Genomic DNA, 26,399 nt, shown 5'->3' with positions numbered 1-26,399 from the left:
AGGCTCCATGTCGGTTTCCACCTCCGCGATCGATGTCGGCGAACTCGATTGCCTACCGCCTCCCGAGCATCCGCTCTTCGCCCTGCCCGCCCGGATCTCCCCGCATCGCGCCCGTCTGGAACGGCTCATTCTGGACTGGGCGGATGCCTTCGAGCTGCTGGAGACGCCGCGCCAACGAGAACGACTGGCCGGAACTCGATTGGGGGAACTGGTCGCCCGGGCCTTTCCGTTCGTGCGCGCGGATCGGCTCGAGCCGCTGGCCGGATGGTTCACCTGGGCCTTCGTCATCGACGACTGGTACGACGGTCCCGGCGGCGCGGCCACCCACGGCCACGAGCGGGCGCTGGCGCAGGTGCTGGCCGCCCTGCCCGTGGATGGTTGCCACACCGGCGAATACGACGCCGGACTGGTTCGGCAGCTGGCCGCGGTCTGGCGTTTGCTGGCCGCTCCGCAGAGCGTCTCGTGGCGACTGCGATTCATCGACGATATGGCGGGCTTCATGGAGTCCTTCGCCTACGAGGCGATCAATCGGCGCTCGCGGCACGTCCCCAAGGTGCTGCCGTACGCGCAATTGCGCCGCCAGTCCGGCGGCATCACGCCGTGCCTGAGATTGCTCGAATACGCTGCCGGACTGGAGGTTCCGGGCGTCATCCAGCGCAGCGACCCCTTTCGCCGCATGTTCGATCACACCGCCGACGTGGTGGTCTGGGTCAACGATGTGCTGTCGCTGCGCAAGGAACTGGCCATCGGCGAGGTCAGCAATGGCGTGCTCGCCGTGGCCGCGGAGCGGCGATGTGATCTGCAGACCGCGATCGATGCCGTGTACCGGCGGGTCGCCGAGGACATCGCCGCATTCCATTGCGCGGAAAGAGAATTGACGGATATGTGCGCCGACTGGCGCGGGCTGGCCGACGCCGATCGCCGCGCCGTGCGGGTGTGCGTCGAGGGCATGAAGAGCTGGATGCGCGGCAATCTCGACTGGTCGCTGCGCTCGGAGCGCTACGTACAGGCCGACACCGTGCGGCTGTGCACCTCGCCGAGATTGCTGTCCGCCGAATAGTTCCGGCCGAACACCGAGCGGTCGCGGCCGACCGCCGAACAGTCGCGCCCATCAGGGGAATTCACCACCATCGCCCGGAGGATCGTCATGTCCATCGCCCTGCCGCGCCCGCATGCCCACCGCCCCGCGCCGGTGCCCACCGCGCCCGGTGCCCTGCCGCTGTTCGGCCACAGTCTGGCCTTGCTGCGAGATCCCTTGGCGCTGTTGCGATCTCTGACCGCACACGGTGATGTCGTCCGATTACGTCTGGGTGCGGGGGCGTTCTATGTCGTCTGCACCCCCGAACGGACCCGTGAGCTTCTGCGCGATCCGCGCACTTTCGACAAGGGCGGCTTCTTCTTCACCCGTCTGCGCGAACTGACCGGCGACAATGTGGGCACCTGTCCCTACACCGACCACGCCACTCAGCGGCGACTGGTGCAGCCCGTCTTCCGCAAGCATCGAATGCCCGGCTACGCCCGCACGATCGTCGAACAGACCGCCGTCGTGGTCGACGAATGGCACGACGGCGCGGTGATCGACGTCTTTCCCGACATGCTGCGCATCGGCGCGCGCTGTGCCGCCTTCCTCGTCTTCGGTATCGCCATGCCGCCGACGGTGTTGGAGCGCACCATCTCCGACATCACCACCTACATTCAGGGCATCTTCGTTCGAATGTTCCTGCCGCCCAGCCTGATTCGCCTTCCGCTGCCCGCCAATCGGCGATACGAGCGCGCCCGTCGTCGCCTCCGTGAATCGGTCGAGGACATGATCGGCGGACGCGACAACGCCTGCAGCGGTGGCGATCTGATGACAGCGCTGCTCGAAGCCGAACCGTCGGTGGGGGAGTGCCCGACCCGCACCGGCCTCACCGACCAGCTGACGCTGATGCTCATCGCCGGAACCGAATCCACCGCCACCACCGTCTCCTGGGCACTGCACGAACTCTCCCGTGACCGCGTCCTGCAAGACCGCGTGCACGCCGAACTCGACGCCGTCCTCGGCGCGGAGTCCCCGGCCTACCACCATGTCCAACACCTCGAACTCCTGGGCCGGGTCCTGACCGAAACCCTCCGAAAGTATCCGGCCGCTTGGATTCTCACCCGTCTCACCACCTCCGACACCACCTTCGGCGAGCATCCGATCCCCGCGGGCGCGACCGTCGTCTACAGCCCCTACCTCCTCCACCACCGCCCCGACTCCTTCCCCGATCCGGACCGCTTCGACCCGGATCGTTGGCTCTCGACCAACCCCACCGCGCGAAAATCCCTCATCCCCTTCGGCGCTGGCACCCGCAAATGCGCGGGCGACACTTTCGCCATGACCGAGGCCACCCTGGTCCTGGCCTGGATTCTCACCCGCTACACCGTCCACTCGATCCCCACCGGCCAGGTCCGCCTGATCCCCGCGGGCGCACTGCAGCCGGGCGGCCTGCGCATCCGTCTGGCGGCCCGATCCGCCACTACGGCACACCCCCAAATCTGAAAAGAAAATGTGTCTGAAAGTCCTGCGGAATCAGGACCGAATGCCGAGAATTGGCTGATGCGAAGGCTGGTGAGGTCCGGCGCGGCCACGGTGGCCGCGGCGGCGGTCGCATTCGGGACCGTGGTGGTGGGTGATGCGCGGGGTGAGGTGGGCGGCAGGCCGACGTGCACGCCGTACACGGCGATTCTCGCGCCGGGGACGTGGGAGACGCGCATGGACGCCGATCCGACGGTGCCGGTCGGCATGTTGCGACCGATCGGCGATGGGCTGCAACGACAATTCGGGCGCGACATCACGGTGCTGTACACGCCCTACGCGGCGAGCGCCTTCGACCAGGGCCTGAGCTACGCGGAATCGTTGACCAGTCTGGAAGACGAACTCCGCGCGATGTTGGGGAAGCTGTGCGACTCGACCCGGGTCCTGCTGGCCGGATACAGCCAGGGCGCGAACGGCGTCGGGGACCTCGCGACCGAGATCGGCAATGGCACGGGCCCGATCGCCGCGGAGCGGGTGCTGGGCGTCGGATTGGTCGCCGATCCGCATCGGGACCCGGATGCCTCGCTCGCGCTGGGCGATCCGCAACCCGGCCACGGCATCGCCGGAATCCGGAGTCGGAACTTCGGTGCGCTCACCGACCGGGTCCGCACGCTGTGCGTCCAGGGCGATCTCTACTGCTCGCTCGATGCCGGTAGCTCGCCGTTCCTTTCGGCGCTCGGACGTGTCCTCAGCGGTGACACCACCCCGATCGCGAATCTGATTCCCGCCGCCATTCAGCCGGAAATGCTGCTGGACCAGGCCATTATGGTGGGCGGCGGCTGGGCGGCCACCGCCGCGAACCTGCCGACCATTCTCAACGGACTCACCGAGCTGCCCGATGCGATCACCACCGGCGACCTGCTCGGCGCGCACCGGATCGCGACCGAGGTGAACGCCGCCCTGACCCCGATCGTGCAGGCCGCCGAGGGCGTCGACCTGACCGTCGTCGGCGCGGTGATTCGCGCGGCCGCCGCCATCGACCCCACCGGTTGGACGGCCGCCGCCAGCCTCATCGCCGACACCCTGACCCGCGTCGACATCCTCCGCATCGCCGGTGATGTCGCGCAGATGCAGGACATCCTGTGGCAGGCGGTCGAATCCCTCACCCGCAACGACGCACTCGGCGCGGCCGCGCAGGTGGCGACGCTGACCCCGGCCGGACTCGATGTGGCCAATGCCGTCGCCGGTCCGCTCGCCGGCGCGATTCACGGCGACCTGCTGGGCGCGGCGCAGACACTGCTGAGCCTCAGCGGCCCCGACTCCATCAGCAGCCTGGTGCAATTGGGCCGCCAGGGCGTCGACATGGCGACCTTCTACGCCTCCAACGCGCACGTCGACTATGGCGACGACGTACAGATCCTCTTGGGATTCCTCGGCTCCCAGATCCAGGGTTAGGCTCGATATCACCCGCTGGAGGAGGTGGAGCCGTGACCGCAGTACCCGAAATCCCCGATTCGCGGTACGGCAGCCGCCGCGTGCCGTACTGGATTCCACCCCACGGCTTCAGCAACGGAGTGCACGCGAACTCCTGGGTAATCCTCGCCGACCTCGAGGAGCCGCAGCTCTACCGAGTCCTGTTCGCATTGACCGATATCGGGGTCGCCGGGTACGTCGTGCCCGCCCGGGTGACGCCCCTCGAGGCAGGAGATCCCGAGATCGTGTGGCGGCTCTGGGTGGATACGTCCCAGTGCCGTCGCGCCGAGGATTTGCTGATGGAGTTGCTGCGCTACGGATCCCGCCCACCGGCACGCGGGCGGGCGAAAACCCGTCGGCTGCGGGTGCCGCTCGTCAGGCCGGAGGGAACCCGGGCTGGCCGGGAATCGAACCGGGCTCTATGATCGACGCGATGATGATTCCTTCTGTTCGCAGATTGGGGGTCCCGTTCGCCGCAGGTGGGTGCTGATGCTCACCGACTTCGCGAATGGGGACGAATCCCGAAACTCCTTCTGGCCGCGCGTGCGGGAGTTCGCCGTGCCGCCCTCCATGATCGACACCGCCACCGCTCGACGTCGGGTCGGGGATTGGGCGGGGGCTTGTGCTGCCGCCGGGTTCGATGTGGATATCGATTTACGGTCACTGGCACGGGAATTCGGCCATGAGCTCGCCAATCGGGTTCGGGGCGACCTGCGGCATTTGGCTCCGGATCTGCTGCGCTGGCATATGCCGCGGGTCGCGCCCGATGGGCTGTTGCGGCCGGGGCTGACCATCGCGCTGGCTCGATACGATCCGCTGGAATGCGAAACACCTTGCGGTGCAGTGCACTTGGTGGTTCGAACCGCGCCCACCTGGGCCGAGGCCGGGCAGCGGATCGAACTGGCGCTGTGGGCCGCGTCCGATGCCAGGACCGGGCGGCACCCGCATCCCCGGCCCAACCGGCGCTTTCGCTTGGACCTGCACCGGCACCTGTGGGATGCGCGCAGAGCCGATGAGCTTCGGATGCGCTGCGGCGCAGGGGGTTCCGGTGGCGATGACTCACGCGTGGATCCGGGCCTGCTGGGGATGGTCCCCGCGGGTCGCCACGCCGCGATCGGTCGCTGGGCCGCCGAGGCGCGGATGCTGCTCGATGCCGAAGGGGCGCGAGAGGATACGTTCCTGCTGCGCTTGGGAACTCGGCGGCAGGTCGTCGCGGAACTGGTCGGGTCCGATGCCGGGCACGTCGCGGTGCGACGGGCGGCGCATCCGGCGGGCACGGTCACCGCCTTGCCGATCCTGCCCGATGCCGCCACCTGGATGCCGCCCGATGTGGAGCTCTTGCGCAGCGGCGCGATCTCGGCCGACCGGCTGCATCCACTGGTCGCCGCCGCGCTGCTACCGGACTACACGCCCGGCGAATCCGCTTGGGACCCAGGTCGTTCGGGGCAGCCCCTCCTGGTCGAATGCGGGGCAGCGCGACACCGGCTCGGGCTGGTCGACGGTGTGTTGACCGCGCTGGACCATGACCCGGCCGAGCTGGCGCGCGAACACCTGCTGATCGCACTGACCGGGAACCCACTGCCGTGCCTGCGGGTCATCGATCAGGCCCACCGCGATCCGGACTGCCTCCAAGGCATTCGCGACCGCCTCGACCACGGCGACACCGCGGGCGCACTCGCCGTCATCACGGACCTGCTCGGTGCCGAGGCCGCACTGCGCGACGGCGCGCTCCGCGACGAGCTGCAGGCATCCGCGAAACGCCGAATCACCTACGGGCTCTACCGCGCGGGCCTCACCGGATCCGCGCCCAACGCCCCCGCCCGGCGGCGGCCCACCGACCGCCGCGCTCACCCACGCCACGCCTCGACCCGCTGACACAGCACCGCTCGAACCCAACCGACCATCAACCGCGCGCGTACGCATCAGCTCACCGTTTCGGTGCGGAGACGACACGACGATCCCGCACCGAACCGGCACGCACATCGGCCGCAGCGGGCACCGCGACCTGCTGCTGCCCCGGTGGCCACTCCCGCCGGTCCTATTCAATTCGTCTAGCCCACAAGGTGATTCATATGTCTATCAGCACCCATGTCCACCGGAGCGATGTCTCCCAACTCGATATTGCCGCCGACCTGCTGACGCTCCTCGGCGACACGACCACCGAACCGCGGCCCGACAATCAGCTCGAGGCGCTCACCCTGGCCGTGGCCGCCGATCTGCCGGTGCTGCTCTGGGGTGAGCCGGGGATCGGTAAGACCGCGGCGCTCACACAGCTGGCCGAGACTCTGGATCTTCCGTTGACCACGGTGATCGCGAGTGTGCATGAGCCATCCGACTTTTCGGGTCTGCCGATTGTCGGGGACGATCCGGCCGAGCAGGGTGTGCCGATGGCTCCGCCGGATTGGGCGGTTCGGCTGGTACGGGCCGGGAAGGGACTGTTGTTCCTCGATGAGTTGTCCACCGCGCCGCCGGCGGTGCAGGCCGCGCTGCTGCGGCTGGTGTTGGAGCGGCGGATCGGGGCGTTGAGACTGCCCGCGGGCGTGCGGATCGTGGCCGCCGCCAATCCGCGGTCCTCGGCGGCCGACGGTTGGGAGTTGAGCCCGCCGCTGGCCAACCGTTTCGTGCATCTGCAGTGGGTGCACGACCACGATGTGGTCGTGCGCGGGCTGGGCGGTGTCTGGCCGCGCGCCACCCTGCCCCGGCTGGATCCGGAAAAGCTCACCGAGGCAGTGGATTACGCGCGCCGCGCCGTCTGCGTCCTGCTCGCGGCCCGCCCCAAGCTCGTCCACCAGATGCCCACCTCCGAGACACGCCGCGGCGGTGCCTGGGCCTCACCGCGCAGCTGGGAGATGGCGCTGCGACTCATCGCCTTCGCCACCGCGGCCGGATCCTCGCGAGATGTGCTGTCGCTGTTGGTGCGTGGCACTGTCGGTGACGGCCCCGGCTTCGAGCTGCTGACCGGCCTGGACCGCATGGACCTGCCCGATCCGGAAACCCTGCTGGCCGATCCGGCGGCCGCGATCCTTCCCGAGCGCGGCGATCTGCGCCAGGCCGTCCTCGACGGCGTGGTGGCCGCGGTCCGCAAGCGCCCGAACCGAACCCGCTGGGACGCGGCGTGGACGCTGCTGGTGCGCGCCGTCGAGACCGGCGCACCGGACCTGGTGGTGGTCCCGGCGACAACGCTGGCCACACTGCGACAGGACGACTGGCCCGTCCCGGCCGCGATCGAACAGCTCGCCGGAGTCGTCTCCATCTCGCAGCGCGCCGATCGCGCCGCCGACCTCGTCCGGGCGAACCAATGAGCACGGCGACACTGGATCTGGAGAAGCTCTGCGCCGCACGGCTTTACGCGGTCCGCGTCCGGCCGTACCTGGCGACCGCGCTGTTCGCACTGCACCTCGTCGAGTCTCCCCACACCCCGACCATGAGCGTCGACCGCCACTGGCGCTGTTATGTCTCGCCCGCCTTCGTGGACCGGATGCCGGTGGAGGAACTGGCCGGGGTCCTCGTGCACGAGGTATCGCATCTGCTGCGCGACCACCACGGCCGCGGCGAACGCTTCGCCCGCGAACACGACGCCCACGGTCCCGGAGAAGCGTTGCGGCGCAATATCGCCGCCGACTTCGAGATCAACGACGACATCTTCGGCGACGGACTGCCCCGGCCGCAAAGCGCGATCATGCCGTCGGATCTCGGCCTGCCCGCGGGCAAGCTCATGGAGGAATACCTGCGCGAATTCCACTTCGGCCCCTACCTACCCGAGATGGCGTGGCTCGACTGCGGCAGCGGCGCGGACGGCGAGGCCCGCCCCTGGGAACTGGGCCCCGACGGCGCGGACGGCCTCACCGAACAACAGCGCGACGCGGTCCGATTCCGGGTCGCGCAGGGCATCAACGCCCGCCCCGGCACTGCCCCCGAAGGCTGGCGGCGCTGGGCCGAACAGGTCTTCCACCCGCCGCAGCCGTGGCGCGATCTCCTCGGCGCGGCCCTGCGCGCCGCCGTCTCCGCGCCCGGCGTCGGCGAGGACTACACCTACGGCCGCCCCGCTCGCCGTTCGGCCGGTCTGCCCGGCGTGGTGCTGCCGAGCCTGCGCCGCAACCCACCCCGGGTCAGCGTCATCATCGATACCTCCGGGTCGGTCAGCGACGCCGAACTCGGCAGCGCCCTGCTCGAGGTGGCCGCCATCGCCCGCGCCGTCGGTGGCCGCCGCGACCTGGTCACCGTCCTGTCCTGCGATGCCGCCGCCCGCATCGCCCACCCGCTGTGCGCCGCCGAGGGCATCGCGCTCGTGGGTGGCGGCGGCACCGACCTGCGCACCGGCTTCGCCAAAGCCCTACGCGCCCACGCCCGCCCGGACGTCATCGTGGCCCTCACCGACGGGCACACACCCTGGCCCGCGACACGGCCGCCGTGCCGGACGGTCGTCGGCCTGTTCTCCCGGAGCCCGACGTGGAGCGAAGACGATCCCGGCTACATACGCGCCCGCCCACCGGCCTGGGCGCGGACGGTCGAGATCGGGTGCTAGCGTCGAGCCTCGTCAGGTTTGTCCAGTTCAGGGGGATGAGAACGGAGTGACGTGATGCGAGCTGTATACAAGGTCGCGGCGATGGCGGCGGTGCCGCTGTCGGCGTTGGTGTCGGCCGGTCCCGCCGCGGCGGATGGGCCGCTGTACTTCGATCCAGCCCAGGTCACCGTGGCACCGGGCTGTTCGGGCAAGGTCACCGCCGAGATTCAGGCCAACCAGGGGCAGCAGGCCCGCGAGTTCGCGGACTTCATCGACAGCTCGGCCCGGGTGACGGTGGGTTTCACACCGGACTCCGGCCCCGCCCCCTCCGGCTCGACCGCCCCGTCCAATGCCGCCGACTGCGAGGTCACCACCACGGTGACAATGCGCAATCTGGACACCGGGGCGAGCATGACCGACACGCAGACCACCCAATACGACGGCCATTACGGATGGCATGCCGCATTCTTCACCCTCCCCGGTTCGGGGCATGTCGCCGTCCAGGTCAGCACCAATCCCAGCCCGTCGGAACTCACCATCGAGGTGCCCGCACCCTTCTGATGAATGGTGCTGTTGCAGTTGCAATTTCATTTGGCGATTGCATTTGTCGGTGTCGACGACTTGCCGTGCCGAGTGAGTGACGAGCTGTGCCAGAAAGGGATTCGGGGGAGAAATATTCGGCGGTTGACACGACACTCGAGTGGCACGGTCCGGGAGTCACCAAGATCCCGGGCCGTTGTCCATTCCACCGCGCAGCCGCTGAGGGGTCGGGTGCCGGTGTCACACAGTCACATGGAGGGCGAGATCAGGGCATGACGGCATCCGAAGAGGAGCACCAGATCAGCGAGCTCGTCGCGCGGCTGGCCGACAAGTTTCCCCATCTTCCGGCACGCGTCATCGATGAGGAAGTCCGTGGCATTCACCGGGAATTCGACGACCACCGCGTCCGGGAATTCATACCACTACTGGTGGAGCGGATCGCCGAACGAAACCTGAGCCGACGCGTGTCCTACCGCGCCGCCCATCCCACCCCCGGCGACCAGCTCCGCAGACCCAAGCAGTTATTCCATTCCGCTGACGTTTAGCGGGTAACGGGTGTGCCGACGATCCGCGCACTCCGGCAAGGATTGTCGGCACCGTACCCGGTGAATGTCAGCGCAGCAGGGGACAGCCGCGCGGGCCGATCGTTTCACCGATGCTCGGCACGATGCGCACGGTCGCCAGCTTGCCGCCGGACTGGCGATGCACCCCCAGCACCGTGCAGGCCAGTTGCGAAACCGCGGGAGCGGTGAGTTCGGCTGCCGGATAGGGCATTTCGATGGTGATCTCGGTGCCTATCTCGCTGACCGCGGGCCGCCGGGCGGCGGAGTCGGCGGGCAGTTGGGATTGCAGTCCGAGGCCGGGCGGGGTGCGCAGCAGCAGATCCAGGGCATCGGCCATGGAACCGAGATTGCCCACGTCGCGGAATTCCGGCACCAGCGCACCCTGGGCGTCGAGGTAGTAGAGGGTTACCCCGGGAGCCAGGCCGGTTGCGGCATTACCGGCATCGTGCACCTCGGAGGTGGAGATGGTGCACCCGCACACCAGTGCGGCCAAGAGCGGCACGGCCGCCGCGCACTGTCGAATCATGGCTGTTCTCCTGGGTTCTGCGCCGCCCAGCGCGGAAAGCGGGCCGTGAAGCGGGCTCCCACGCCCGGCAGGTTCTCCGCGGTGAGGTCACCGCCGTGCAACCGGATGTGCTCGCGGGCGATGGCCAGCCCGAGACCGCTGCCCTGCGACCGGGATCGGGCGGGATCGCCCTTGTAGAAGCGGTCGAAAACCCGGTTCGGATCGTCGCCGGGCAGGCCGGGACCGTGATCGGTGACCGTGATGACGACCTCGGCGTCGGTGCCGCGCACCGCGATCACCACCGGGGGCGCGCCGTGGCGCAGCGCATTGCCGACGAGATTGGCCACCACCACGTCCAGGCGTCGCGGATCGACCTCGGCCGCAATGGATTCCGGTGCGTCGATGCTCACCTGATCGGTCCAGCCGCGGGCGCGCAGGGTGGCGTGCAGGGCGGTGGGGATGTCGACCCGCTCCGGGTGCAGTCGTTCGGCGGTGGCGTCGAAGCGCGACACCTCGATGAGATCGGCCACCAGGCCGGTCAATCGGCGGGTGGCCTCCGATATCAGGCGCGCCGAGGTGCGCTGGTCCTCGGTGAGATGTTCGGAATCCTCCTCCAGCACATCGACGACCGCGCTCAATGCCGACAGCGGCGTGCGCAACTCGTGCGAGACGTCGGCGACGAATCGCCGCGACTCCGCCTCCGAGCGACGCAGGCGGCCGATGGAGCGCTCGAGTTCGGCGGCCATCTCGTTCACGGTGCGGGCCAGATCGGCCAGCTCGTCGTAACCGCGCGGGCGCACCCGGGCCGACAGATCGCCGTCGGCGAATCGCCGTGCGGCACCGCGTAGTTCACGCACGGGCCGCAGCACACCGCGGGCCGCCAACAGCGCCGCCAATACGGCCACCGGGAGCGCGAGTGCGCTGGTCATGATCGCCGAGCGGCCGGTGGCGTCGATGCGGGCCTGGGTCTCGGACAGGTCGACCACGGAGAAGACCTCGACACCCGACCGGCGCTGATCGCCATTCACCTCGGTAATGAGAATCGGCATGCCCAGAGCCAGTTTCGGCACGCCCGCCGCGGTACGCACCCGTTGCAGGACCATGTGATCGCGCTCGGCGGTCGCGGCCCGCAACTCGGCGTCGATCAGTTCGAGGTGGTCGCCCGCGCCGGATTGCATGGTGCCGTAGGTGATCAGCGCGTTGTCCCCGACCACCTCCCGCAAGCGATCCAGGGTGAGCTGACTGGGCGGGCAGCTGAGATAGGGCGCGACGGCGGTCACCCGCTGGCGCAGCGCGTCGATGGCCTGCCCCTGCGCGTCGCCGACGAGTGCCGAACGGGCCGTGACGAATCCGGCCCAGGAGGCCAGGGCGGCACCGGCGCTGGTGGCCAGGACGAACGCCACCAGCAGCCGCGTGCGCAGACCGGTCGGCAGTGCCCTCATACCGGTCGGTAAGGCCCTCATACCGGTCCGAACCGATAGCCGAAGCCGCGCACGGTCTGGATGTAGCGCGGGAGGGCGGAATCGTCCTCGACCTTGGCACGCAGTCGTTGGATGCCATTGTCGACCAGCCGGGAATCACCGAGATAGTCGTGCTCCCAAACCTTTTCGAGCAGCTGCTGACGGCTGAGGACCTGGCCGGGCGCGGCGGTGAGCTCCAGGAGCAGGCGCATTTCGGTGGGGGTCAACGCGATCGGCGCATCGTGTTTGGTCACGGTCATGGCCTGCCGGTCGATGCTCAGCGCGCCGAAGCGGTCGACACGCGGCGGCTCGGTGGTGCGGCGGCGCAACACCGCCTTGATGCGGGCGTCGAGCACCCGGGGCAGCACGGGTTTGACGACATAGTCGTCGGCTCCGGCCTCCAGGCCGCTGACAATGTCGATGTCGTCGTCGCGGGCGGTGACCATGATGATCGCGACCGCGGATTCCGCGCGCAGCCGCCGGCACACCTCGAAGCCGTCGATGCCCGGCAGCATGACATCGAGCACCACCAGGTCGGTGTCACCGGATCGGGACAGCTCGACGCCTTCCTCCCCGGTCGCGGCGGTCCGCACGGTATGGCCCTGCCGCCGCAGGGCCATACCGAGGCCTTCGCGGATCGCCGGATCGTCCTCGACCAGCAGAATGCTCGCCACGGTCGTCATCTTCGCATCTGGCTATCTGATAGCAAACGATCGAGGGATTAGCGCGCCGCTCAGAGCGGCAGGATCTGCCAGGCCGCCTCGACCGGCGGGCGCACCACGTTCTCGACGGGCTGGGGCAGGCCGCGCAGGAAGTCGTCGACCGGTGCGGGCAGCGGCTTCTTCGGCGCGGGCGCGGGCACCGGGCGCGGATTGCCCGCGCGGTCGACGCCGTGCCGGTTGAATCCGTGGCGGTCGAAGCCCTGGCGATCGAAGCCCTGACGGTCGAATCCGGCGCGGTTGTAGCCGGTCCGGTCGTACCCGCCGCGGTCATAGCCCCAGCGGTCGAAGCCGTATCGGTCGTAACCATGGAGGCGGTCCTGGCGCTCTTGGCGTTCCTTGCGTTCCTGCCGCTCCTTGCGTTCCTGCCGCTCCTTGCGTTCCTTTTCGTGGCGCTTCTGGAGCTCGACGAGTTCCCGCAGCGCCTTGCTCTCCTCGCGAGCCTTCTCGGTCTCGCCGCCGGGCCGCTTGGTCTCGCAGCCGGCGGTCAGGCAGGTCGCGGTCTCGGGGCGGGTGTCGCCGGGTGCGGCCGAGGCCGGTGCGATGGACAGGGTCATGGGCAGGATCGCCAGGGCGGTCACGCCGGCGGCGAGCTGGGCGGTTCGTTTGCCTCGCAGGGTCTTTCGCGTGTTCACGGGTTCCTCTCGACAGCCACGCTGTCAATTGCTGGGTAATTGCTTGCAGATCGATGGCACCACCGGATTCTGAGAATTGACTGGGATTCGGGCCCTTGCGACAGAACTGCGACAGAGCCACGACAAGGCCACGACGCGCCTGCGATGACCGGGACAAGGCCGGGACCCACGGCTACTGTTGCCGAGTGGTAGCTCTCGGACTCGGCATTCTTGGATTGGGAATCTTCGCGCTACGCGTGCGCCGGGAGCCGCGTCGGCTCGGCAATGGCGTGGTGCTCTTGATCGCCTTGGCGTTCACCGTCATTGGAGTGATCCACACCGACAGCGGCAGCGCGCTCTCGCTGCTGGCCGCGGTGATCATCGTCCTCTCACCGCTGCTGGTGCTGGTCCTGGCGGGGTTGCTCATGGTGAACGGGATATTGATGGTCCGTCGGGAGGGCCTGCGGGTGGCGAACCTGCTGTCCTTCGGGGTCGGGGTGGCGCTGCTCGCGCCCTACGTGCTGTTCGTGGTGGCCCTGTACAGCCAGAATCTGTGGTTCGCGGCCACCTTGGCGGCGATCACCCTGATGATCGGCTACATCGGTTTCGTGCTGCTCGCGTTCCTGCTGTACTCCTTCGTCTACCTGCGCCTGCCCTACCCCCGCACCCTGGCCGCCATCGTCGTGCACGGGTCGGGCCTGATCGGGGCGCGTGTGCCGCCGTTGCTGGCGAGTCGCTTGGACAAGGCCCTGGACGTGTATCGCGGGGCGCTGCGTCTCGGCCGTCGTCCGCTGCTGGTCACCAGCGGCGGCAAGGGCAGTGACGAGGCGGTGGCCGAGGCCGACGCCATGGCCGACTACCTGGTCGCCGCAGGGCTGCCCGCCGAGGCGATTCTGCGCGAGGACCGTTCGACCACGACCCGCGAAAACCTGCTGTACTCCCGCGATCTGCTCGCCAGCCTCGGCGCACCGATCCCGGTCGTGTTGGTTACCAGCAACTTTCATGCCCTGCGCACCGGAATCCTGGCCCGCAAGCTGGGATTGCCCGCGACCGTGGTCGGCTCCCCGACGGCGTTCTACTACGTGCCCAGCGCGATCCTGCGCGAATTCGTCGGCATCCTCTTCGAACACAAGTGGGCCCACACCCTGGCCTGCCTGGCCCTCGCGGCACTCCCACTCCTCGCCGTGGCGACCCTGCCGGCGGATCCGGGCTGGCACTGAGCGTGTCGTCGGGCCGATGCGACCCGGCGCGGGCGCGCGCTGGGGATGATCATGGGCATGGCGTTCTCGGGATCGGACTGGCGGCTCATCGGGGTGACCGGCGCGGTGATGGTCGCGGCGGGCGTGACCCACTACGGCGATATTGGCGGGACGGTCGTGCCGTTCCTCGCCTCCAGTGCGGCGCTGGCCCTGCTGGCCAGTCTGGTCGGGCGCAGTGTCGAGCAGGTCGGGGAGCGGTTGGGGGCCGGGGCGACCGGGGTGGTGCAGAGCGCGTTGGGGAATCTGCCCGAGCTGTTCGTGGTGCTGTTCGCGCTGAAGAGCGGTCTGTACGAGGTGGCCACGGCGACCATCGTCGGCTCGATTCTGGCCAATGTGCTGCTGGTGCTCGGACTGGCGTTCGTGGTCGGGGGTGTGAAGAACGGGGTGCAGTACTTCGAGTCGGCGGCGGCCCGCAGGCTCTCGTTGATGTTGACGCTGTCGGTCGCGGCGCTGGTGGTTCCGGCGCTCACGGCCCTGTTGCACACCCCGGCGGCCGGGCATGAGCGGGCGTTGTCGATCGTGGTGTCGATCCTGCTGTTGGGGCTGTTCGCATTGTCGTTGCCCGCCTCGATGAAACGACAGCCCGCGCCCGCCGAAGAACCCGCGGAAAAGTCGGAGGTGCGCTGGCCGCTCTGGTTGGCGGGTGCGATGCTCGCGATCACCGGTGTCGCGGCGGCGCTCGTCTCGGACTGGTTCGTCGCGGCCCTGACCCCGGCGATGGATTCGCTGCACATCTCCCAGACCTTCGCCGGTCTGGTCATCGTCGCCATCGCCGGTAACGCGGTCGAGAACGTGGTCGGCATCCAACTCGCCTACCGCAACCAGTCCGACCATGCCCTGTCGGTAATCCTGCAGAGCCCCATCCAAATCGCCATGATGGTCGCCCCCGCCCTGGTCCTGCTCTCACCGCTGGTCGGCGCGTCCTTCACCCTGGTGCTGCCGCCCCTGCTGCTGGTCGCGCTGCTGCTCGCGGTCGTGGTGACCATCGTGGTGGTTCTCGACGGCGACTCCAACTGGCTCGAGGGCACCGCCCTGGTGACCCTCTACGGCATCATCGCGACCGCTTTCTGGTGGGGCTAGCCAGCATTCGCCGGGGCTCGGCGGTGTGGGTGGCGCGGAAGTTGGCCCGATAGGGCAGGGGAGCCAGGCCGGTGTGCCGGGTGAAGTGGTGGCGCATGGCGGTGGCCGTGGTGAAACCGGCATGGCGGGCCACGGTTTCGATGGAATGGTCGGTGGTCTCCAGCAGCTGGCGCGCGTAGCGGATGCGGGCGTGGAGCAGCCACTGCAGGGGAGTGGTGCCGGTCTGGGATCGGAAGTGGCGGTTGAGGCTTCGGATGCTGAGGGCGGCGTGGTCGGCGATATCGGCGAGGGTGAGCGGCCGGTGCAGGTTGGCGGTCATCCAGTGCAGGGTGTCGTCGAGGGCGGTGTCGGTCGCGCCGGGATCGGGGTGGGTGATGAATTGGGCTTGGCCGCCGCGGCGTTGGGGCGGCATGACGGTGAAGCGGGCGGTGTCGGCGGCGACGGCGGCACCGAGATCGCGGCGGACCAGGTGCAGGCACATGTCGAGTCCGGCGGCCACGCCCGCCGACGTGCAGATCCGGCCGTCCTCGACGAAGAGCACGGCGGGGTCGATGTCGATGCGCGGGTAGCGATTCGAGAGTTCGGCGGCGTAGCGCCAATGGGTGGTGGCGCGGCGGTCGTCGAGCAGTCCGGCGGCGGCGAGGGTGAAGGTGCCGGTGCACACCGACGCGATGCGGGCCCCTCGGGCATGTGCCGCACGCAGTGCCCGAAGGACTCTCGGGTCCGGGTCGGTGAACGCGGTACGGCCGGGGACGACGACGGTGTGCGCGTCGGCGAGCGCATCCAGATCCCAGTCGGTGTGCAAATCCATTGCGCCGAACAGTGTTTCACTGCGCACCCGCCGTCCCGCGGCGACGATGCGGATCTCGTAGGCGGGTGTCGGCGACACGGCATTGGCGGTGCCGAAGATCTGGCCCGGGACGGCGAGGTCGAAGGCGACGACATTGTCGAGGGCGAGCACGGCCACAACTCTCATGGCCAGATTTTAGCGATACGCGGCATTCTGGCCACTTCTCGAACGGCGGCGGGCTCGCCAGAATCGGCACGTTCCCTACGAAACGGAGTCCGTCCATGACCGCACACGTAACCGACGACACCGCCGCGCGCGCCGAATTCGGCGTGCCGACAACGGAATTGGCGGTGGCCGCCGACGCTCTCGCCGCCTCGGTGTCACCGGATTTCACCTACCACCACTGTGTGCGCAGCTACCTGTTCGCCCGCGAGATCGCCGCGGCGTCGGGACTGCGTGCCGATATCGACTACGACGACGAACTCGTCTACGTCGCCTGCCTCCTGCACGATCTGGGCGCGACCGAATTCGCCGATACCGATCAGCGTTTCGAGGTCGACGGCGCGGACGCGGCGGCGGAGTTCCTCACCGCCCGCGGCGTGGATCCGGCTCGCGTGAAACAGGTTTGGGACGCGATCGCGCTGCACACCAGCGACGGCATCGCGCATCGCTTCGGCCCGGTGGCGGCGGTGGCGCAACAGGGCATCGCCACCGACATCATGGGCGCGTTCCGCGACCGCCTCACCCCCGAGTTCGCGGCCCGCGTGCACGCCGCCTGGCCCCGACTCGACGTGGGTTACGCCCTGCCCGCGGTCATCGCGGCCCAGGTGCACGCGAATCCCGCCAAATCCTCGCCGATGAACTTCGCGTCGCATCTGCACCGCCTGTACTACCCCGGCGAAGCCCCGGCGCTCACCTGGTTCGACCTGGTCGAAGCGGCCGGATGGGGCGACAAACCCGTCGGCCCCGACCGGCCTTCCCGGCGTTGAGCGCGCTTTCTCGGTACTCTGATCTTCGGGTAGGGCGAGGGTCGTGATTTTCTGCGGGGACGGTTGATCGATTTGGTGGGGAGGATGCGTGCCGATGGAGCGGCGAATGGGTACGACACGATCGGACCGCTGCGACCGCGAACGCACCCTGCGGCGCGCCGCCGAGGAGTATCTGAAACTGCTCGCGGCCTGCGGATACACCGGCACCGGCACCGTCTCGCCCGCCGAGATCGCCACCGAATTCCTGCGCGAACTCGACCGAATCAGCACCGACGACCCTGAGAACGGCAGCGCCGCAAAGGTACTCGGCGCTCAACTGGCCACCGCCCTACCCGGCCTGCCGACCAGCTCCCGCTTCGTCGGCCCGCTGGCCAGCGCCCTCATGCTCGCCGCGCCGCCCGCCCCTGCCGACGTGAGCTGGGCCCTGCACGCGGGCACCGCGGTCGCCGGATACGCCGAGGTGCTGGCCGAACGCGCCCTCGGCGAACACGAGACCATCCTGCGCGCCGCGGTCGCCGCCCGCGAACACCGCATCACCGAACTTCAGGACCGCCTGCACCACGCCGCCACCCACGACCGCCTCACCGGCCTGCCCAACCGCGCGGTCCTCGAGGAACGGATCGCCGCCGAACCCCTCTCCGCCGCCCAGCCGCTGGCCCTGTTGGTCGTCGATATGGACGGCTTCAAACAGATCAACGACCTGCACGGCCACCGGGTCGGCGACGAACTACTGGTCGCCATCGCCGAACGCCTGCGTACCGTCGTCGAGCCATCGGACTGCGTATGTCGTTACGGCGGCGACGAATTCGTCATCGCCACCACCGGCGGTGACGAGGCCGCCGAACGCATCGCCGACCGCATCCTCACCGAAATAGCCCGCCCGTTCGTCCTCTCGACCGGCCCGGTCGAAATCCGCGCCAGCATCGGCATAGCCACCACCGGCTCGGGCACCCGCGACGCCGCCGCCCTCATCCACGACGCGGACAGCGCCATGTACGCCGCGAAGGCCGATGGCGGCCATCGCTACCGCACCCGTTGACCCCGTTCGCCCGTACGCGCGGGCCCTTCACCGTTTTTCGGTACGGAGGCCGTCGAGGGTGATGGCGAGCATGCGTTCGGCGGCTTCGGGCGTGGCCTCGCAGGCGACGCCGATGCCGTGGCCGAAGCGGAGGAGGTCGCGGGGCTCGACATCGGAGCGGATGGCGCCCGCATCACGGGCCGCGTCGATGAGGATGGTCGCCGCGTCCATGATGGAGGTGCGGCAGAGCTGGAAGACCGGGGTGTCGTGGTCCATGCCCGCCTTCAGGGTGGTGGCCAAGACTCTGTTGGCCATCACCCAGGCCACTTGTTCGCGCAGCCAGTATTCGAAAGCGTCAGCGCCCGAGTGTATTTCGAGCAGCTCGCGCGCCCGCTGACTCAACTGCTCGATATTGGTGCGGTAGACGGCCTCGATGAGGACCTCGCGGCTCGGGAAATGCCGGTACAGCGTGCCGATGCCGACGCCCGCCCGGCGCGCGATCTCCTCGAGCGCCACCTCCGGGCCGAGTTCGGCGAAGGCCTGCTGGGCGGTGGTCACGATCCGCTCGTAGTTCCGTCGCGCGTCGGCGCGCATCGGCTTCCCGGTCGACGGTGCTGTCACGAACCCTCCACTAGAAAACGGATGGACCCTCCGGATAGGCTTGCGTAAATGGAGGAACCCTCCATATGATAACTCCATCGGAACCGGAGGCTTCCTCCGTTTAACTCCCCTTCGATGGAGAATTCCTTGTCATCCATGCTTTCCGCGGACACCGCCGTCGCGAGTGTCTCCGCACCCTCGCGGCGGCGGTCGGGCATCGTCCTGCTCACGCTGCTGACCTGCCAATTGATGATCGTCCTCGATATCACCGTCATGAATGTCGCGCTGCCGCGCATCCAGACCGATCTGCACTTCAGCGCCACCGGCCTGTCGTGGGTCATGAACGCCTACAGCCTGGTCTTCGGCGGATTGCTGCTGCTGGGCGGGCGGGCCGGTGACCTGTTCGGGCGGCGTGCCCTGTTCATCGCCGGGACGGCCTTGTTCACCCTGGCCTCGTTGGCGGGCGGGCTCGCGCCCAGCGCCGGCTGGCTGTTGGTCGCGCGGGTGCTGCAGGGCATCGGCGGCGCGATGGCCGGTCCCAATACCCTCGCGCTGCTGACCACCACATTCCAGGATCCGAAGGCGCGAATTCGCGTGCTGGCCTGGTTCTCCGGGGTCTCGAGCGCGGGATTCGCCATCGGCCTGATCGTCGGCGGCCTGCTCACCGAGTGGCTGAGCTGGCGGTCGGTGCTGTTCATCAATGTGCCCTTCGGTCTGGCTGTCGTCATCGCGTCGATGCGGTATCTGCCCGTGGCCGAACGGGAATCGGCTCACCTCGATCTGCCCGGCGCGATCACCGCGACCGGCGGGGTCGCCGCCCTGGTCTACGGTTTCATCAGCGCCGCGTCCCACGGCTGGTCGGCCGCGAGCACCGATATCAGCCTGGCCGTCGGCGCGACCCTGATCGCGGTGTTCCTGGCCATCGAATCCCGTACGGCGCAACCGCTCTTGCCCCTGCACCTGTTCATCGACCGCAACCGCGCCGCCGCCTACACCAATATCTTCCTGGTCCCCATGGCGGGCATGTCGATGTTCTTCTTCCTCACCCAGTTCCTGCAGGAGATCCTCGGATTGAGTGCCCTGGCAACCGGTTTCGCGTTCCTGCCCACCGCGCTGCTCATGTTCACCACCATCCGCCTGATCCCGCGCCTGCTGCCGCGCTTCGGCCCGCGGCCGATCACGCTGGCCGGTGCGCTGTGCCTGATCGCGGGCCTGGTGTTGCTGACCCGACTCACCGACGCCACCGCCTACTTCCCGCTGCTGTTCATCGCCATGATCCTGATCGGTTGCGGCATAGGGCTTTCGGTGTCGCCGCTGAACGTGGTCATCATGTCGAATGTCGAGCCGCACGAAGCCGGGGCCGCGGGTGGCGCGCTGCAGACCCTGCAGCAGACCGGCGCCTCCCTCGGTCTGGCCATCATGGTCACCATCTTCGGCACCGCGGCGCGGAGCGCGGGCGGGTCGCCCGTGCACGCGATGGTCACCGGCATGACCACCGCGTTCGCCTCCGGCGCGGTCATCGCGGCCCTGGCGCTGACCGTCGCCCTCACCTTTCGGCGGCCGACCGGCGGTGCTCAGGTCGCGCGATAGACGGTGAGTCGCCCCGCGAGCCGGAAACGGAGAGTGGTTGTGGTGCCGATCACCTCACCATCGGCGGTCAGGTTCTGGCGGGGCGAGAGGCGCAGCCGCAACTCGGACACCAGGCGCTCGCCGTACGCGGGCGTGCGGTCCAGGGTGGCCAGCGCGATGGCGATCGCGGTCCGGGTGCGCGACCACGGGACATCCGCGCGCAGCCAGCGGATGTCCAACAGGCCGGAGGTGAGGTCGTCGCGGAAGGCCGGTACCGCGCCGTGCGGATGGTAACCGCCATTGCCGATGAACAACGACCACAACCGCAGTCGTTGCCCGTCCATATGCACCTCGAAGGGCCGAGCGCGGCGGGTGGCCACCACGAGGGCGGCCGCGAAGGCGGGCCACTTGCCGCACCGCGATTCCCATTTCCGGCGCAGCCGCACCACGTCGGGATAGATGCCCAGACCCGCGGTATTGATGAATTGCCGACCGTGGGAACCGGTTTCGTCGTCGAAGTCGACGTGCGCGATATCGACACCGACGGCGGACCCGGTGCGCAGGGCCTCGACGGTGTCGTGGATGCCCAGCACGCCCAGGTCGCGGGCGAAGTGGTTGAGGGTGCCGGTCGGAATCACGGCCAGGGGCAGGCCGTGGCGCAGGGCGACGGTGGCCGCGGCTGCCACGGTGCCGTCGCCGCCCGCGACACCCAGGGCCGTAATCGGTTCGGACAGTTGGCGAATCGCCTCGTCGAGACGTTCGGCCGGATCGCCGTCGGGTTCGGTGCGCACCAGTAGCGCGGCCGGCAGCGCGTCGGCGATCTCGGCCGTGACATCGACGGCCGGATTCCCGGCCGCCGGATTCACCAGCACCACCAGCCCTTTGCCCTCGACCGAGACGGGCGCGTCCGGCACGCCCCGGGCGCGCGCCGCCCCTTCGGGTCGCGTCGGCCACCAATGCCGGGTCGCCAGCGCGAATCCCGACCCCACGGCCGCACCCGCGACGACATCGCTGCCCCAGTGCACGCCGGTGTGAATCCGCGAGTAGGCGACCACGGCGGCCAGCGGCACGAGAACCCGTGCGGCACGCGGGTTCTCGAGTGCGACCGCGGTGGCGAAGGCGGCCGCCGCCGCACTGTGGCCGGAGGGAAACGACGAGGACCGCGGCCGCGGCGTCAGCCGGCGACGGACGGGCAGCAACTCGGCCGCCGGTCGACGGCGGCCGATGATCGGCTTGAGCACCGAATTGACCAGCACGCTCGCCCCCGTCAGCGCCGCCACCCCGCGCACCGCCGCCCGCCGCGGCGAGCCCTTGCGGGTGGCGAGCACCCCCGCCGACCCCAGCCACAGCAACCCGAAGTCCGCACTGCGCGTCAACCGCAGCAGCACCCCATCCACCCGCGAGGGCGGAACCTCCGCGATCGCCGCGGTGATCGCCCGATCGACCCGCCCAACCCGCCGAAACCCTGATCTCGCCGTCATGATGTTGGTTTTACCCGCGCGGCGGCGCGAAAACCCGACCCGCTGGCCTGCTAGTTCATCCGCGGCAACATGCCTTCGGGCAGCCGGACATTCGCGACGGCGGTGTAGTCGGTTTGGATCTTGTAATAGCGGTCGTCGGGGCCGTAGGCGACGTAGAAGGTGAAACCGCGGTCGCCGGTGCCCGCATACGGTGCCTCGGCGACGAAACGGTCGAAGACCGGGGCGAGGCCGCGGGGGAAGGTGGCGGCCTGGTAGCGCACCGGGAAGCAGATGCGGCGCATGTGCGGCTCGGTCCAGGAGAAGGTGCGGTACAGGTTGAAGGTTTGGGTGAGCAACTCCAGTTCGCGGGCGGTGGCGGAGACGAAGTCCAAATCGGACAGGATCGTGGTGATGTCGGCGGTGGTGAGTCGGCCGGGCGGCAGCACCTGGGAGTACAGATTCACGGTGCGATTGCGGAAATCCAGTGCGACGATGGCGATTTCGCCGCCGTACGCCCGCAGATGGTCGGCGTGGGCGTGCACCGATTTCGGGATGCCCGACAGCGCGAGGATCTCGTCCACGCCGAACGGGCGCGCGGGCAGCATCCAGATCTTCTCGAGCCCGCGGTTCACCCCGGCGTCCACGCCGTAGAGCACCGGCGCGGCGGCCGGAATGTCGATCAGCAAGTGCTCCATGGGATGTCCGGTGAACTCGAGCAGCCCGGCGCGGAGCAGCGGCGGCACCGGATTGTCGCCCGAGTTCATGAACCGAACATTCAGTTCGCGGTGTGACACCGGATGGGTGGTGGTGCGCACCCCGATCAGGGAGGTGGTCCACTGCGGTTCGAGCGCCTCGAGAATCGGATCGACAGCGGCCGGGTCGTAGCCGACCTCGGCGAGCCGGGCGAAGTCTCTCAGGTCCCGCCGAATTCGGTCCAGGGTCACCACAGTGGACATATCGACCATCACCTCGCACATCGACCGGCTGAGCAGACGAGAGGGAGCGTCGCCCAGGATAGACCGATCGGCGTACATCGCGGACCGAGTTCGCGGACCTCCCACGGCCACATGGCGAACCGTCAGCGCTGCACGGCCCGCGCGATCAGGGTCCGGCCGAATTCCCAGGGCAGGCCGCCGGGTTTGGTGGCGTCGTCGAGCACGTCGGCCAGTGCCGTCACGAACCGCTGGGCCTCGGCCGCGCCGATGATCAAAGGCGGCAGCAGCTTGATGACCTCCATGTGGTCGCCGGACACCTGGGTGAGAATGCGGTGGCGATGGAACAGGCCCGCCACGATCATCTGGGAGAACAGCCCGACGCGAGCCTTCCGCAGCATCGACCAGACCGCGCGATCACGGCGCGCGGCGGGCCGGGTGAACTCGAGGCCGATCATGAGCCCCCGGCCCCGCACCTCGCCGAGAACGTCGTAGCGCGTGCTCAAATCGGTGAGGGCCGTGCGCAATTCCGCGCCGACCCGGGCGGCGTTGCCCATCAGATCCTCCGACTCGAGCACGGAGAGCACCGCCAGTCCCGCCGCCATCGCCAGGGTGCCGCCCTTGAAGGTGCTGCTGTGCACCATGACTCGATCCATCGAGGAGTACACCGAGGAGAAGACCCGCTCGGTGGCCAGCATCGCGCCGACCGGAACATAGCCCCCGGACAGGGCTTTGGCGACCGTGACGATATCGGGCCGCACGGACTCGGCCTGATAGGCGAGAAAGCTGCCGGTGCGCCCCAACCCGGTCTGGACCTCGTCGCAGATCAGCAGCGCGCCGTGGGCATGCAGCAGTTCGGCTGCGGCGGTGAGGTATCCGTCGGGCGCGATGGCCATGCCGTGTCCCTGGATCGGTTCGACAATGAGCGCGGCGACATCACCCGCGCGCAATTCGGCGGCCAGGGCGTCGAGGTCGCCGAAGCGGAGCTGGGTGCCCGCCAGCAGGGGGCCGAAACCGTCGCGGAACTCGGCGCTGCCGTTCGCCGACAGCGCACCGAGGCTCAGGCCGTGAAAGCCCTTGTCACAGTAGAGAATGCGGCTGCGTCCGGTGGCGTGTCGGGCGAACTTGAGCGCGGCCTCCACCGCCTCGGCCCCGCTGTTGCAGAAGAACACCCGATCCAGTCCGGGCGCACGGGCGAGGAGTCGTTCGGCGAGCAGTCCGGGCAGCGGCGGGCAGTCGAACTGCACCCATTCGGCCAGTCCCGCGTCCAGCGCGTCGTGCAGTGCCTTGCGCACGACGGGGTGATTGCGTCCGGCCGCGAAAACCCCGAACCCGGACAGGAAGTCGAGATAGTCCCGGCCGTCGGCGTCGAACAGGTATGCGCCCTCGGCCCGCGTATACGTCTTGTCGAATCCGATGGCGCGCAAGACCTTCGGCTGCTGCGGATTCAGAAACCGCTCGTGCAGCGCGAACGACTCCCCGCGCCGGGCCGCCAGCAATTCGGACAGGTCGAAGTCCATGCCTGCGCATTGTCCTCCGAAACCGGTGCGCACGGACCATGATCGGAGGGTGCGAATCGAAGGCGCGGTGGCACTGGTCACCGGCGGATCGACGGGAATCGGCGCGGCCACCGCCGAACGGCTCGTGGCGCGCGGGGCCCGCGTCCTGGTGCACGGTCATGTCGCCGCGGAGGTCGAGGAGACCGCCGATCGCTTGGGCGCGCTGGGTCTGGTGGCGGACTTCGCGGAACCGGAACAGCGCGCGGCGCTGGTGGCGGCCGCGCTGGCGGCCTACGGTCGGGTCGACATCCTGGTCGCCAATGCCGGACTGGGCTGGTCGGGCCCGTTCACCGCGATGCCGCCGGACCACCTGCATCGCGTCCTGGACGTCAATCTCGTCGGGCACGTGGAACTCACCCGCCTGCTCTTACCCGCCATGGTCGAACGGGGCAGCGGCGGTGTGTGTTTCGTCGGTTCCATCGCGGGTCGCCTCGGGGTCGCGGGCGAGACGGTGTACGCGGCGGCCAAGGCCGGACTCGACCTCTTCGCCGAAAGCCTGCGCCTCGAGGCCGCCGGATCCGGCGTCGAGATCGGCCTGGTGGTTCCGTCGGCCGTCCGCACCGGATTCTTCACCGCCCGCGGCCGCCCCTACGACCGCTCCCGGCCGCGCCCGATCGCACCGGAGACGGTCGCCGACGCGATCGTCCGCATGATCGAGCACGGCACCCCCGAACGATGGGTCCCCCGCTGGCCGCGCCTCGCCGCCACCGCCCGCGCCCTCGCCCCGACCGGCTACCGCCTGCTGTCCCGTCGCTTCGGTGAACCGATTCGGCTGCGGTGACCGCCGGTCCCGCAACCGGCGTGTGCCAGACTGCAGACCGCAGAAACGGTGGGTGGTGTGGACATGACCGATTCGGGTTCGGGGAATGCGGTGGCACGGGTGATCCCGTTCCCCGCGACGGCGCGGCCGGTGCCGACGAGCCGTCTGGTGCGCGATACCAAGCTGGCCGGTATCCCGGTCGCCTATATGGGCCGTCGCATGGCGGGGCGTGGGCGGCGGATGCTGGGGCGTCCGGCCGCGGAGGTCGAGCGCGACATTCAAATGCGAACCGCGCAGCATCTGTTCGAGGTGCTCGGGGAGTTGCGCGGCTGCGCGGCCAAGGTCGGTCAGATGGCCGCGGTCTATCGCGCGGTGCTGCCCCTCGACCTGGCGGGTGCGGACTTCGCCGAATTGGCCGGGGACGCGCTGAGCCGATTGCAGGATTCGGTGCCGCCGATGCTGCCCGCGCTCGTGCATCAGGTGCTGGCGGCGAATCTCGGACCCGAGTGGCGGGCTCGGTTCCGCGAGTTCGACGATCGTCCGGCGGCGGCCGCCTCGCTGGGGCAGGTGCATCGCGCGGTGTGGCACGACGGTCGCGCGGTGGCCGTGAAGGTGATGTATCCCGGTGCGCGGGCGGCCGTCGAAGCGGATCTGCGCATGCTGCGCGGCATGTCGGGCATTATCGGCGCGCTCATGCCCGGGGCGGATGTGCGGGCCGTGGTGAGCATGGTGTGCGTCATCGTCGGCGACGAACTCGACTACCACCGCGAGGGCGCACACCAGCAGATCATGGCCGACACCTTCGCCGGGGATCCGGAATTCCTGGTGCCCAATGTCGTCGAGCACGCCGACGAGGTGCTGATCGGCGAATGGGTGGACGGGACGCCGCTGAGCGCGGTGATCGCCAGCGGCAGCCCGCAGGAGCGCAGCCGGGCCGGGTTCGCGGTGTTGCGCTTCATCGAATCCAGCCGGGTCCGCAGCGGATTGCATTACAGCGACGTGCATCCCGGCAACTTCCTCGTGCTGCCGGACGGCCGCCTCGGCGTCGTCGACTTCGGCGCGTGCGCCGCCCCGCCGCCGAACCTGGAACGCACGGTCGCCGAGCTCGGTGAGGTGCTGTACAACGGCACGCCCGACGAACTGGAATCGGCCTTGCGCGCCCACGGATTCGTCCGGCCCGGACAGGCTTTCGACGTCGACGAGTTCATCCGGCTGACGCGACCGTTCTTGGAGATACTGCTGCACAAGGACTTTCGGCTCACTCCCGAATGGGTCCGCGAACAGTCCCGCGCCCTGCTGCGCATCCGCCTGTCCAACGTCTTCCGCCAGATGACACTGCCACCCGAACTGACCGCCGTCGCCCGCTCGGCCACCACGACCATGGGCGTGCTGTGCCAATTGGGCACCCACGGACCGATCCGGGACGAATTCCTGTCCTGGTGGCCCGGCTTGGCCGACACGATCCGGCGCTACGAATCGAATCGACGGCCGAATCCGTGAGTCGG

Annotated in this window: 25 protein-coding genes; 16 read left to right on the top strand and 9 right to left on the bottom strand. The window is 69.1% G+C overall.

Features of this window, described 5'->3' with window-relative positions:
* Positions 1-7 precede the first annotated feature (7 nt).
* The 9 genes from VMT65_RS11710 to VMT65_RS11670 all read left to right on the top strand — a co-directional run bounded on the left by VMT65_RS11710 (position 8) and on the right by VMT65_RS11670 (position 9,562).
* A complete protein-coding gene (locus VMT65_RS11710) occupies positions 8-1,060 on the top strand; it encodes a terpene synthase family protein (protein ID WP_326308129.1) in 1,053 nt (350 codons plus the stop codon).
* A gap of 87 nt (positions 1,061-1,147) precedes the next feature.
* A complete protein-coding gene (locus tag VMT65_RS11705; protein ID WP_326308128.1) occupies positions 1,148-2,524 on the top strand; it encodes a cytochrome P450 in 1,377 nt (458 codons plus the stop codon).
* Positions 2,525-2,581: 57 nt separating this feature from the next.
* Entirely contained in the window at positions 2,582-3,955 is a 1,374-nt protein-coding gene (locus tag VMT65_RS11700) for a cutinase family protein (RefSeq protein WP_326308127.1), read from the top strand.
* 32 nt (positions 3,956-3,987) lie between these two features.
* On the top strand, positions 3,988-4,398 hold the full coding sequence (locus tag VMT65_RS11695) for a hypothetical protein (RefSeq protein WP_326308126.1): 411 nt from the start codon (positions 3,988-3,990) through the stop codon (positions 4,396-4,398).
* Between the two features lie 64 nt (positions 4,399-4,462).
* Positions 4,463-5,848, top strand: a complete 1,386-nt coding sequence (locus VMT65_RS11690) for a hypothetical protein (protein WP_326308125.1) — start codon at positions 4,463-4,465, stop codon at positions 5,846-5,848.
* Positions 5,849-6,045: 197 nt separating this feature from the next.
* The gene (locus VMT65_RS11685) at positions 6,046-7,275 is read left to right on the top strand and encodes an AAA family ATPase (RefSeq protein ID WP_326308124.1); all 1,230 of its coding nucleotides are present in this window, start codon (positions 6,046-6,048) and stop codon (positions 7,273-7,275) included.
* Positions 7,272-8,498 (top strand): vWA domain-containing protein, encoded by a 1,227-nt coding sequence (locus VMT65_RS11680; RefSeq protein WP_326308123.1) that lies wholly within the window; start codon positions 7,272-7,274, stop codon positions 8,496-8,498. The genes VMT65_RS11685 and VMT65_RS11680 overlap by 4 nt, the downstream gene beginning before the upstream one ends.
* A gap of 54 nt (positions 8,499-8,552) precedes the next feature.
* Positions 8,553-9,038: a hypothetical protein gene (locus tag VMT65_RS11675; protein WP_326308121.1), complete on the top strand. Its 486-nt coding sequence runs from the start codon at positions 8,553-8,555 to the stop codon at positions 9,036-9,038.
* A 251-nt stretch (positions 9,039-9,289) separates the two neighbouring features.
* The gene (locus VMT65_RS11670; RefSeq protein WP_326308119.1) at positions 9,290-9,562 is read left to right on the top strand and encodes a three-helix bundle dimerization domain-containing protein; all 273 of its coding nucleotides are present in this window, start codon (positions 9,290-9,292) and stop codon (positions 9,560-9,562) included.
* A gap of 67 nt (positions 9,563-9,629) precedes the next feature.
* Here the strand turns inward: VMT65_RS11670 and VMT65_RS11665 are convergent, their stop codons facing one another.
* From VMT65_RS11665 to VMT65_RS11650, 4 genes are read right to left on the bottom strand one after another with little or no spacing between them, the layout of a single operon-like run.
* On the bottom strand, positions 9,630-10,106 hold the full coding sequence (locus VMT65_RS11665; RefSeq protein WP_326308118.1) for a hypothetical protein: 477 nt from the start codon (positions 10,104-10,106) through the stop codon (positions 9,630-9,632).
* A complete protein-coding gene (locus VMT65_RS11660; protein ID WP_326308117.1) occupies positions 10,103-11,527 on the bottom strand; it encodes a HAMP domain-containing sensor histidine kinase in 1,425 nt (474 codons plus the stop codon). Before VMT65_RS11660 ends, VMT65_RS11665 begins: the two co-directional genes overlap by 4 nt.
* A gap of 17 nt (positions 11,528-11,544) precedes the next feature.
* Entirely contained in the window at positions 11,545-12,228 is a 684-nt protein-coding gene (locus VMT65_RS11655) for a response regulator transcription factor (protein ID WP_326308116.1), read from the bottom strand.
* A gap of 50 nt (positions 12,229-12,278) precedes the next feature.
* On the bottom strand, positions 12,279-12,899 hold the full coding sequence (locus VMT65_RS11650) for a hypothetical protein (RefSeq protein WP_326308114.1): 621 nt from the start codon (positions 12,897-12,899) through the stop codon (positions 12,279-12,281).
* 185 nt (positions 12,900-13,084) lie between these two features.
* On the opposite strand from VMT65_RS11650, the gene VMT65_RS11645 reads away from it, so the two are divergent.
* Positions 13,085-14,098, top strand: coding sequence for a YdcF family protein (locus VMT65_RS11645; RefSeq protein WP_326308113.1), 1,014 nt, complete (start codon positions 13,085-13,087; stop codon positions 14,096-14,098).
* Between the two features lie 57 nt (positions 14,099-14,155).
* Complete coding sequence (gene cax, locus VMT65_RS11640) at positions 14,156-15,217, top strand: calcium/proton exchanger (RefSeq protein WP_326308112.1); 1,062 nt, start codon at positions 14,156-14,158, stop codon at positions 15,215-15,217.
* On the opposite strand, the gene VMT65_RS11635 is transcribed toward cax, so the two are convergent.
* Positions 15,189-16,193 (bottom strand): GlxA family transcriptional regulator, encoded by a 1,005-nt coding sequence (locus VMT65_RS11635; RefSeq protein WP_326308110.1) that lies wholly within the window; start codon positions 16,191-16,193, stop codon positions 15,189-15,191. The genes cax and VMT65_RS11635 overlap by 29 nt on opposite strands.
* A 95-nt stretch (positions 16,194-16,288) precedes the next feature.
* On the opposite strand from VMT65_RS11635, the gene VMT65_RS11630 reads away from it, so the two are divergent.
* Complete coding sequence (locus VMT65_RS11630) at positions 16,289-16,996, top strand: HD domain-containing protein (RefSeq protein WP_326308109.1); 708 nt, start codon at positions 16,289-16,291, stop codon at positions 16,994-16,996.
* Positions 16,997-17,102: 106 nt separating this feature from the next.
* Positions 17,103-18,035 (top strand): GGDEF domain-containing protein, encoded by a 933-nt coding sequence (locus VMT65_RS11625; RefSeq protein WP_326308107.1) that lies wholly within the window; start codon positions 17,103-17,105, stop codon positions 18,033-18,035.
* 27 nt (positions 18,036-18,062) lie between these two features.
* Here the strand turns inward: VMT65_RS11625 and VMT65_RS11620 are convergent, their stop codons facing one another.
* Positions 18,063-18,635 (bottom strand): TetR/AcrR family transcriptional regulator, encoded by a 573-nt coding sequence (locus VMT65_RS11620; RefSeq protein ID WP_326308106.1) that lies wholly within the window; start codon positions 18,633-18,635, stop codon positions 18,063-18,065.
* 135 nt (positions 18,636-18,770) lie between these two features.
* On the opposite strand from VMT65_RS11620, the gene VMT65_RS11615 reads away from it, so the two are divergent.
* Complete coding sequence (locus VMT65_RS11615; protein ID WP_326309152.1) at positions 18,771-20,204, top strand: MFS transporter; 1,434 nt, start codon at positions 18,771-18,773, stop codon at positions 20,202-20,204.
* Here VMT65_RS11615 and VMT65_RS11610 read toward each other — a convergent pair.
* From VMT65_RS11610 to VMT65_RS11600, 3 genes are all read right to left on the bottom strand, one after another.
* Positions 20,189-21,664, bottom strand: a complete 1,476-nt coding sequence (locus VMT65_RS11610) for a bifunctional phosphatase PAP2/diacylglycerol kinase family protein (protein WP_326308105.1) — start codon at positions 21,662-21,664, stop codon at positions 20,189-20,191. The genes VMT65_RS11615 and VMT65_RS11610 overlap by 16 nt on opposite strands.
* A gap of 50 nt (positions 21,665-21,714) precedes the next feature.
* A complete protein-coding gene (locus VMT65_RS11605; RefSeq protein ID WP_326308104.1) occupies positions 21,715-22,599 on the bottom strand; it encodes an aromatic prenyltransferase in 885 nt (294 codons plus the stop codon).
* Between the two features lie 122 nt (positions 22,600-22,721).
* Entirely contained in the window at positions 22,722-24,095 is a 1,374-nt protein-coding gene (locus VMT65_RS11600; protein ID WP_326308103.1) for an aspartate aminotransferase family protein, read from the bottom strand.
* Positions 24,096-24,144: 49 nt separating this feature from the next.
* Between VMT65_RS11600 and VMT65_RS11595 the strand changes: the two genes are divergently transcribed.
* Positions 24,145-24,915 carry an SDR family NAD(P)-dependent oxidoreductase gene (locus tag VMT65_RS11595; protein ID WP_326308102.1) on the top strand — a complete coding sequence of 257 codons (771 nt, stop codon included), beginning with the start codon at positions 24,145-24,147 and terminating at the stop codon, positions 24,913-24,915.
* A 63-nt stretch (positions 24,916-24,978) separates the two neighbouring features.
* The gene (locus tag VMT65_RS11590; RefSeq protein WP_326308101.1) at positions 24,979-26,394 is read left to right on the top strand and encodes an ABC1 kinase family protein; all 1,416 of its coding nucleotides are present in this window, start codon (positions 24,979-24,981) and stop codon (positions 26,392-26,394) included.
* Positions 26,395-26,399: the final 5 nt, after the last annotated feature.

The organism is Nocardia sp. CDC153 (genome assembly GCF_035818515.1).
Lineage (GTDB): Bacteria > Actinomycetota > Actinomycetes > Mycobacteriales > Mycobacteriaceae > Nocardia.
Note: the sequence above shows the minus strand (reverse complement) of the source record. Positions and strands in the feature narration are given on the sequence as shown.

What these genes read in the sequence shown, in the direction of transcription:
- VMT65_RS11710 (WP_326308129.1), top strand. Translation starts at nt 8, where the DNA reads ATGTCGGTTTCCACCTCCGCGATCGATGTCGGCGAACTCGATTGCCTA.
- VMT65_RS11705 (WP_326308128.1), top strand. Translation starts at nt 1,148, where the DNA reads ATGTCCATCGCCCTGCCGCGCCCGCATGCCCACCGCCCCGCGCCGGTG.
- VMT65_RS11700 (WP_326308127.1), top strand. Translation starts at nt 2,582, where the DNA reads ATGCGAAGGCTGGTGAGGTCCGGCGCGGCCACGGTGGCCGCGGCGGCG.
- VMT65_RS11690 (WP_326308125.1), top strand. Translation starts at nt 4,463, where the DNA reads ATGCTCACCGACTTCGCGAATGGGGACGAATCCCGAAACTCCTTCTGG.
- VMT65_RS11685 (WP_326308124.1), top strand. Translation starts at nt 6,046, where the DNA reads ATGTCTATCAGCACCCATGTCCACCGGAGCGATGTCTCCCAACTCGAT.
- VMT65_RS11680 (WP_326308123.1), top strand. Translation starts at nt 7,272, where the DNA reads ATGAGCACGGCGACACTGGATCTGGAGAAGCTCTGCGCCGCACGGCTT.
- VMT65_RS11675 (WP_326308121.1), top strand. Translation starts at nt 8,553, where the DNA reads ATGCGAGCTGTATACAAGGTCGCGGCGATGGCGGCGGTGCCGCTGTCG.
- VMT65_RS11670 (WP_326308119.1), top strand. Translation starts at nt 9,290, where the DNA reads ATGACGGCATCCGAAGAGGAGCACCAGATCAGCGAGCTCGTCGCGCGG.
- VMT65_RS11665 (WP_326308118.1), bottom strand. Translation starts at nt 10,106, where the DNA reads ATGATTCGACAGTGCGCGGCGGCCGTGCCGCTCTTGGCCGCACTGGTG.
- VMT65_RS11660 (WP_326308117.1), bottom strand. Translation starts at nt 11,527, where the DNA reads ATGAGGGCACTGCCGACCGGTCTGCGCACGCGGCTGCTGGTGGCGTTC.
- VMT65_RS11655 (WP_326308116.1), bottom strand. Translation starts at nt 12,228, where the DNA reads ATGACGACCGTGGCGAGCATTCTGCTGGTCGAGGACGATCCGGCGATC.
- cax (WP_326308112.1), top strand. Translation starts at nt 14,156, where the DNA reads ATGGCGTTCTCGGGATCGGACTGGCGGCTCATCGGGGTGACCGGCGCG.
- VMT65_RS11635 (WP_326308110.1), bottom strand. Translation starts at nt 16,193, where the DNA reads ATGAGAGTTGTGGCCGTGCTCGCCCTCGACAATGTCGTCGCCTTCGAC.
- VMT65_RS11630 (WP_326308109.1), top strand. Translation starts at nt 16,289, where the DNA reads ATGACCGCACACGTAACCGACGACACCGCCGCGCGCGCCGAATTCGGC.
- VMT65_RS11625 (WP_326308107.1), top strand. Translation starts at nt 17,103, where the DNA reads ATGGGTACGACACGATCGGACCGCTGCGACCGCGAACGCACCCTGCGG.
- VMT65_RS11615 (WP_326309152.1), top strand. Translation starts at nt 18,771, where the DNA reads ATGCTTTCCGCGGACACCGCCGTCGCGAGTGTCTCCGCACCCTCGCGG.
- VMT65_RS11610 (WP_326308105.1), bottom strand. Translation starts at nt 21,664, where the DNA reads ATGACGGCGAGATCAGGGTTTCGGCGGGTTGGGCGGGTCGATCGGGCG.
- VMT65_RS11605 (WP_326308104.1), bottom strand. Translation starts at nt 22,599, where the DNA reads ATGTCCACTGTGGTGACCCTGGACCGAATTCGGCGGGACCTGAGAGAC.
- VMT65_RS11600 (WP_326308103.1), bottom strand. Translation starts at nt 24,095, where the DNA reads ATGGACTTCGACCTGTCCGAATTGCTGGCGGCCCGGCGCGGGGAGTCG.
- VMT65_RS11590 (WP_326308101.1), top strand. Translation starts at nt 24,979, where the DNA reads ATGACCGATTCGGGTTCGGGGAATGCGGTGGCACGGGTGATCCCGTTC.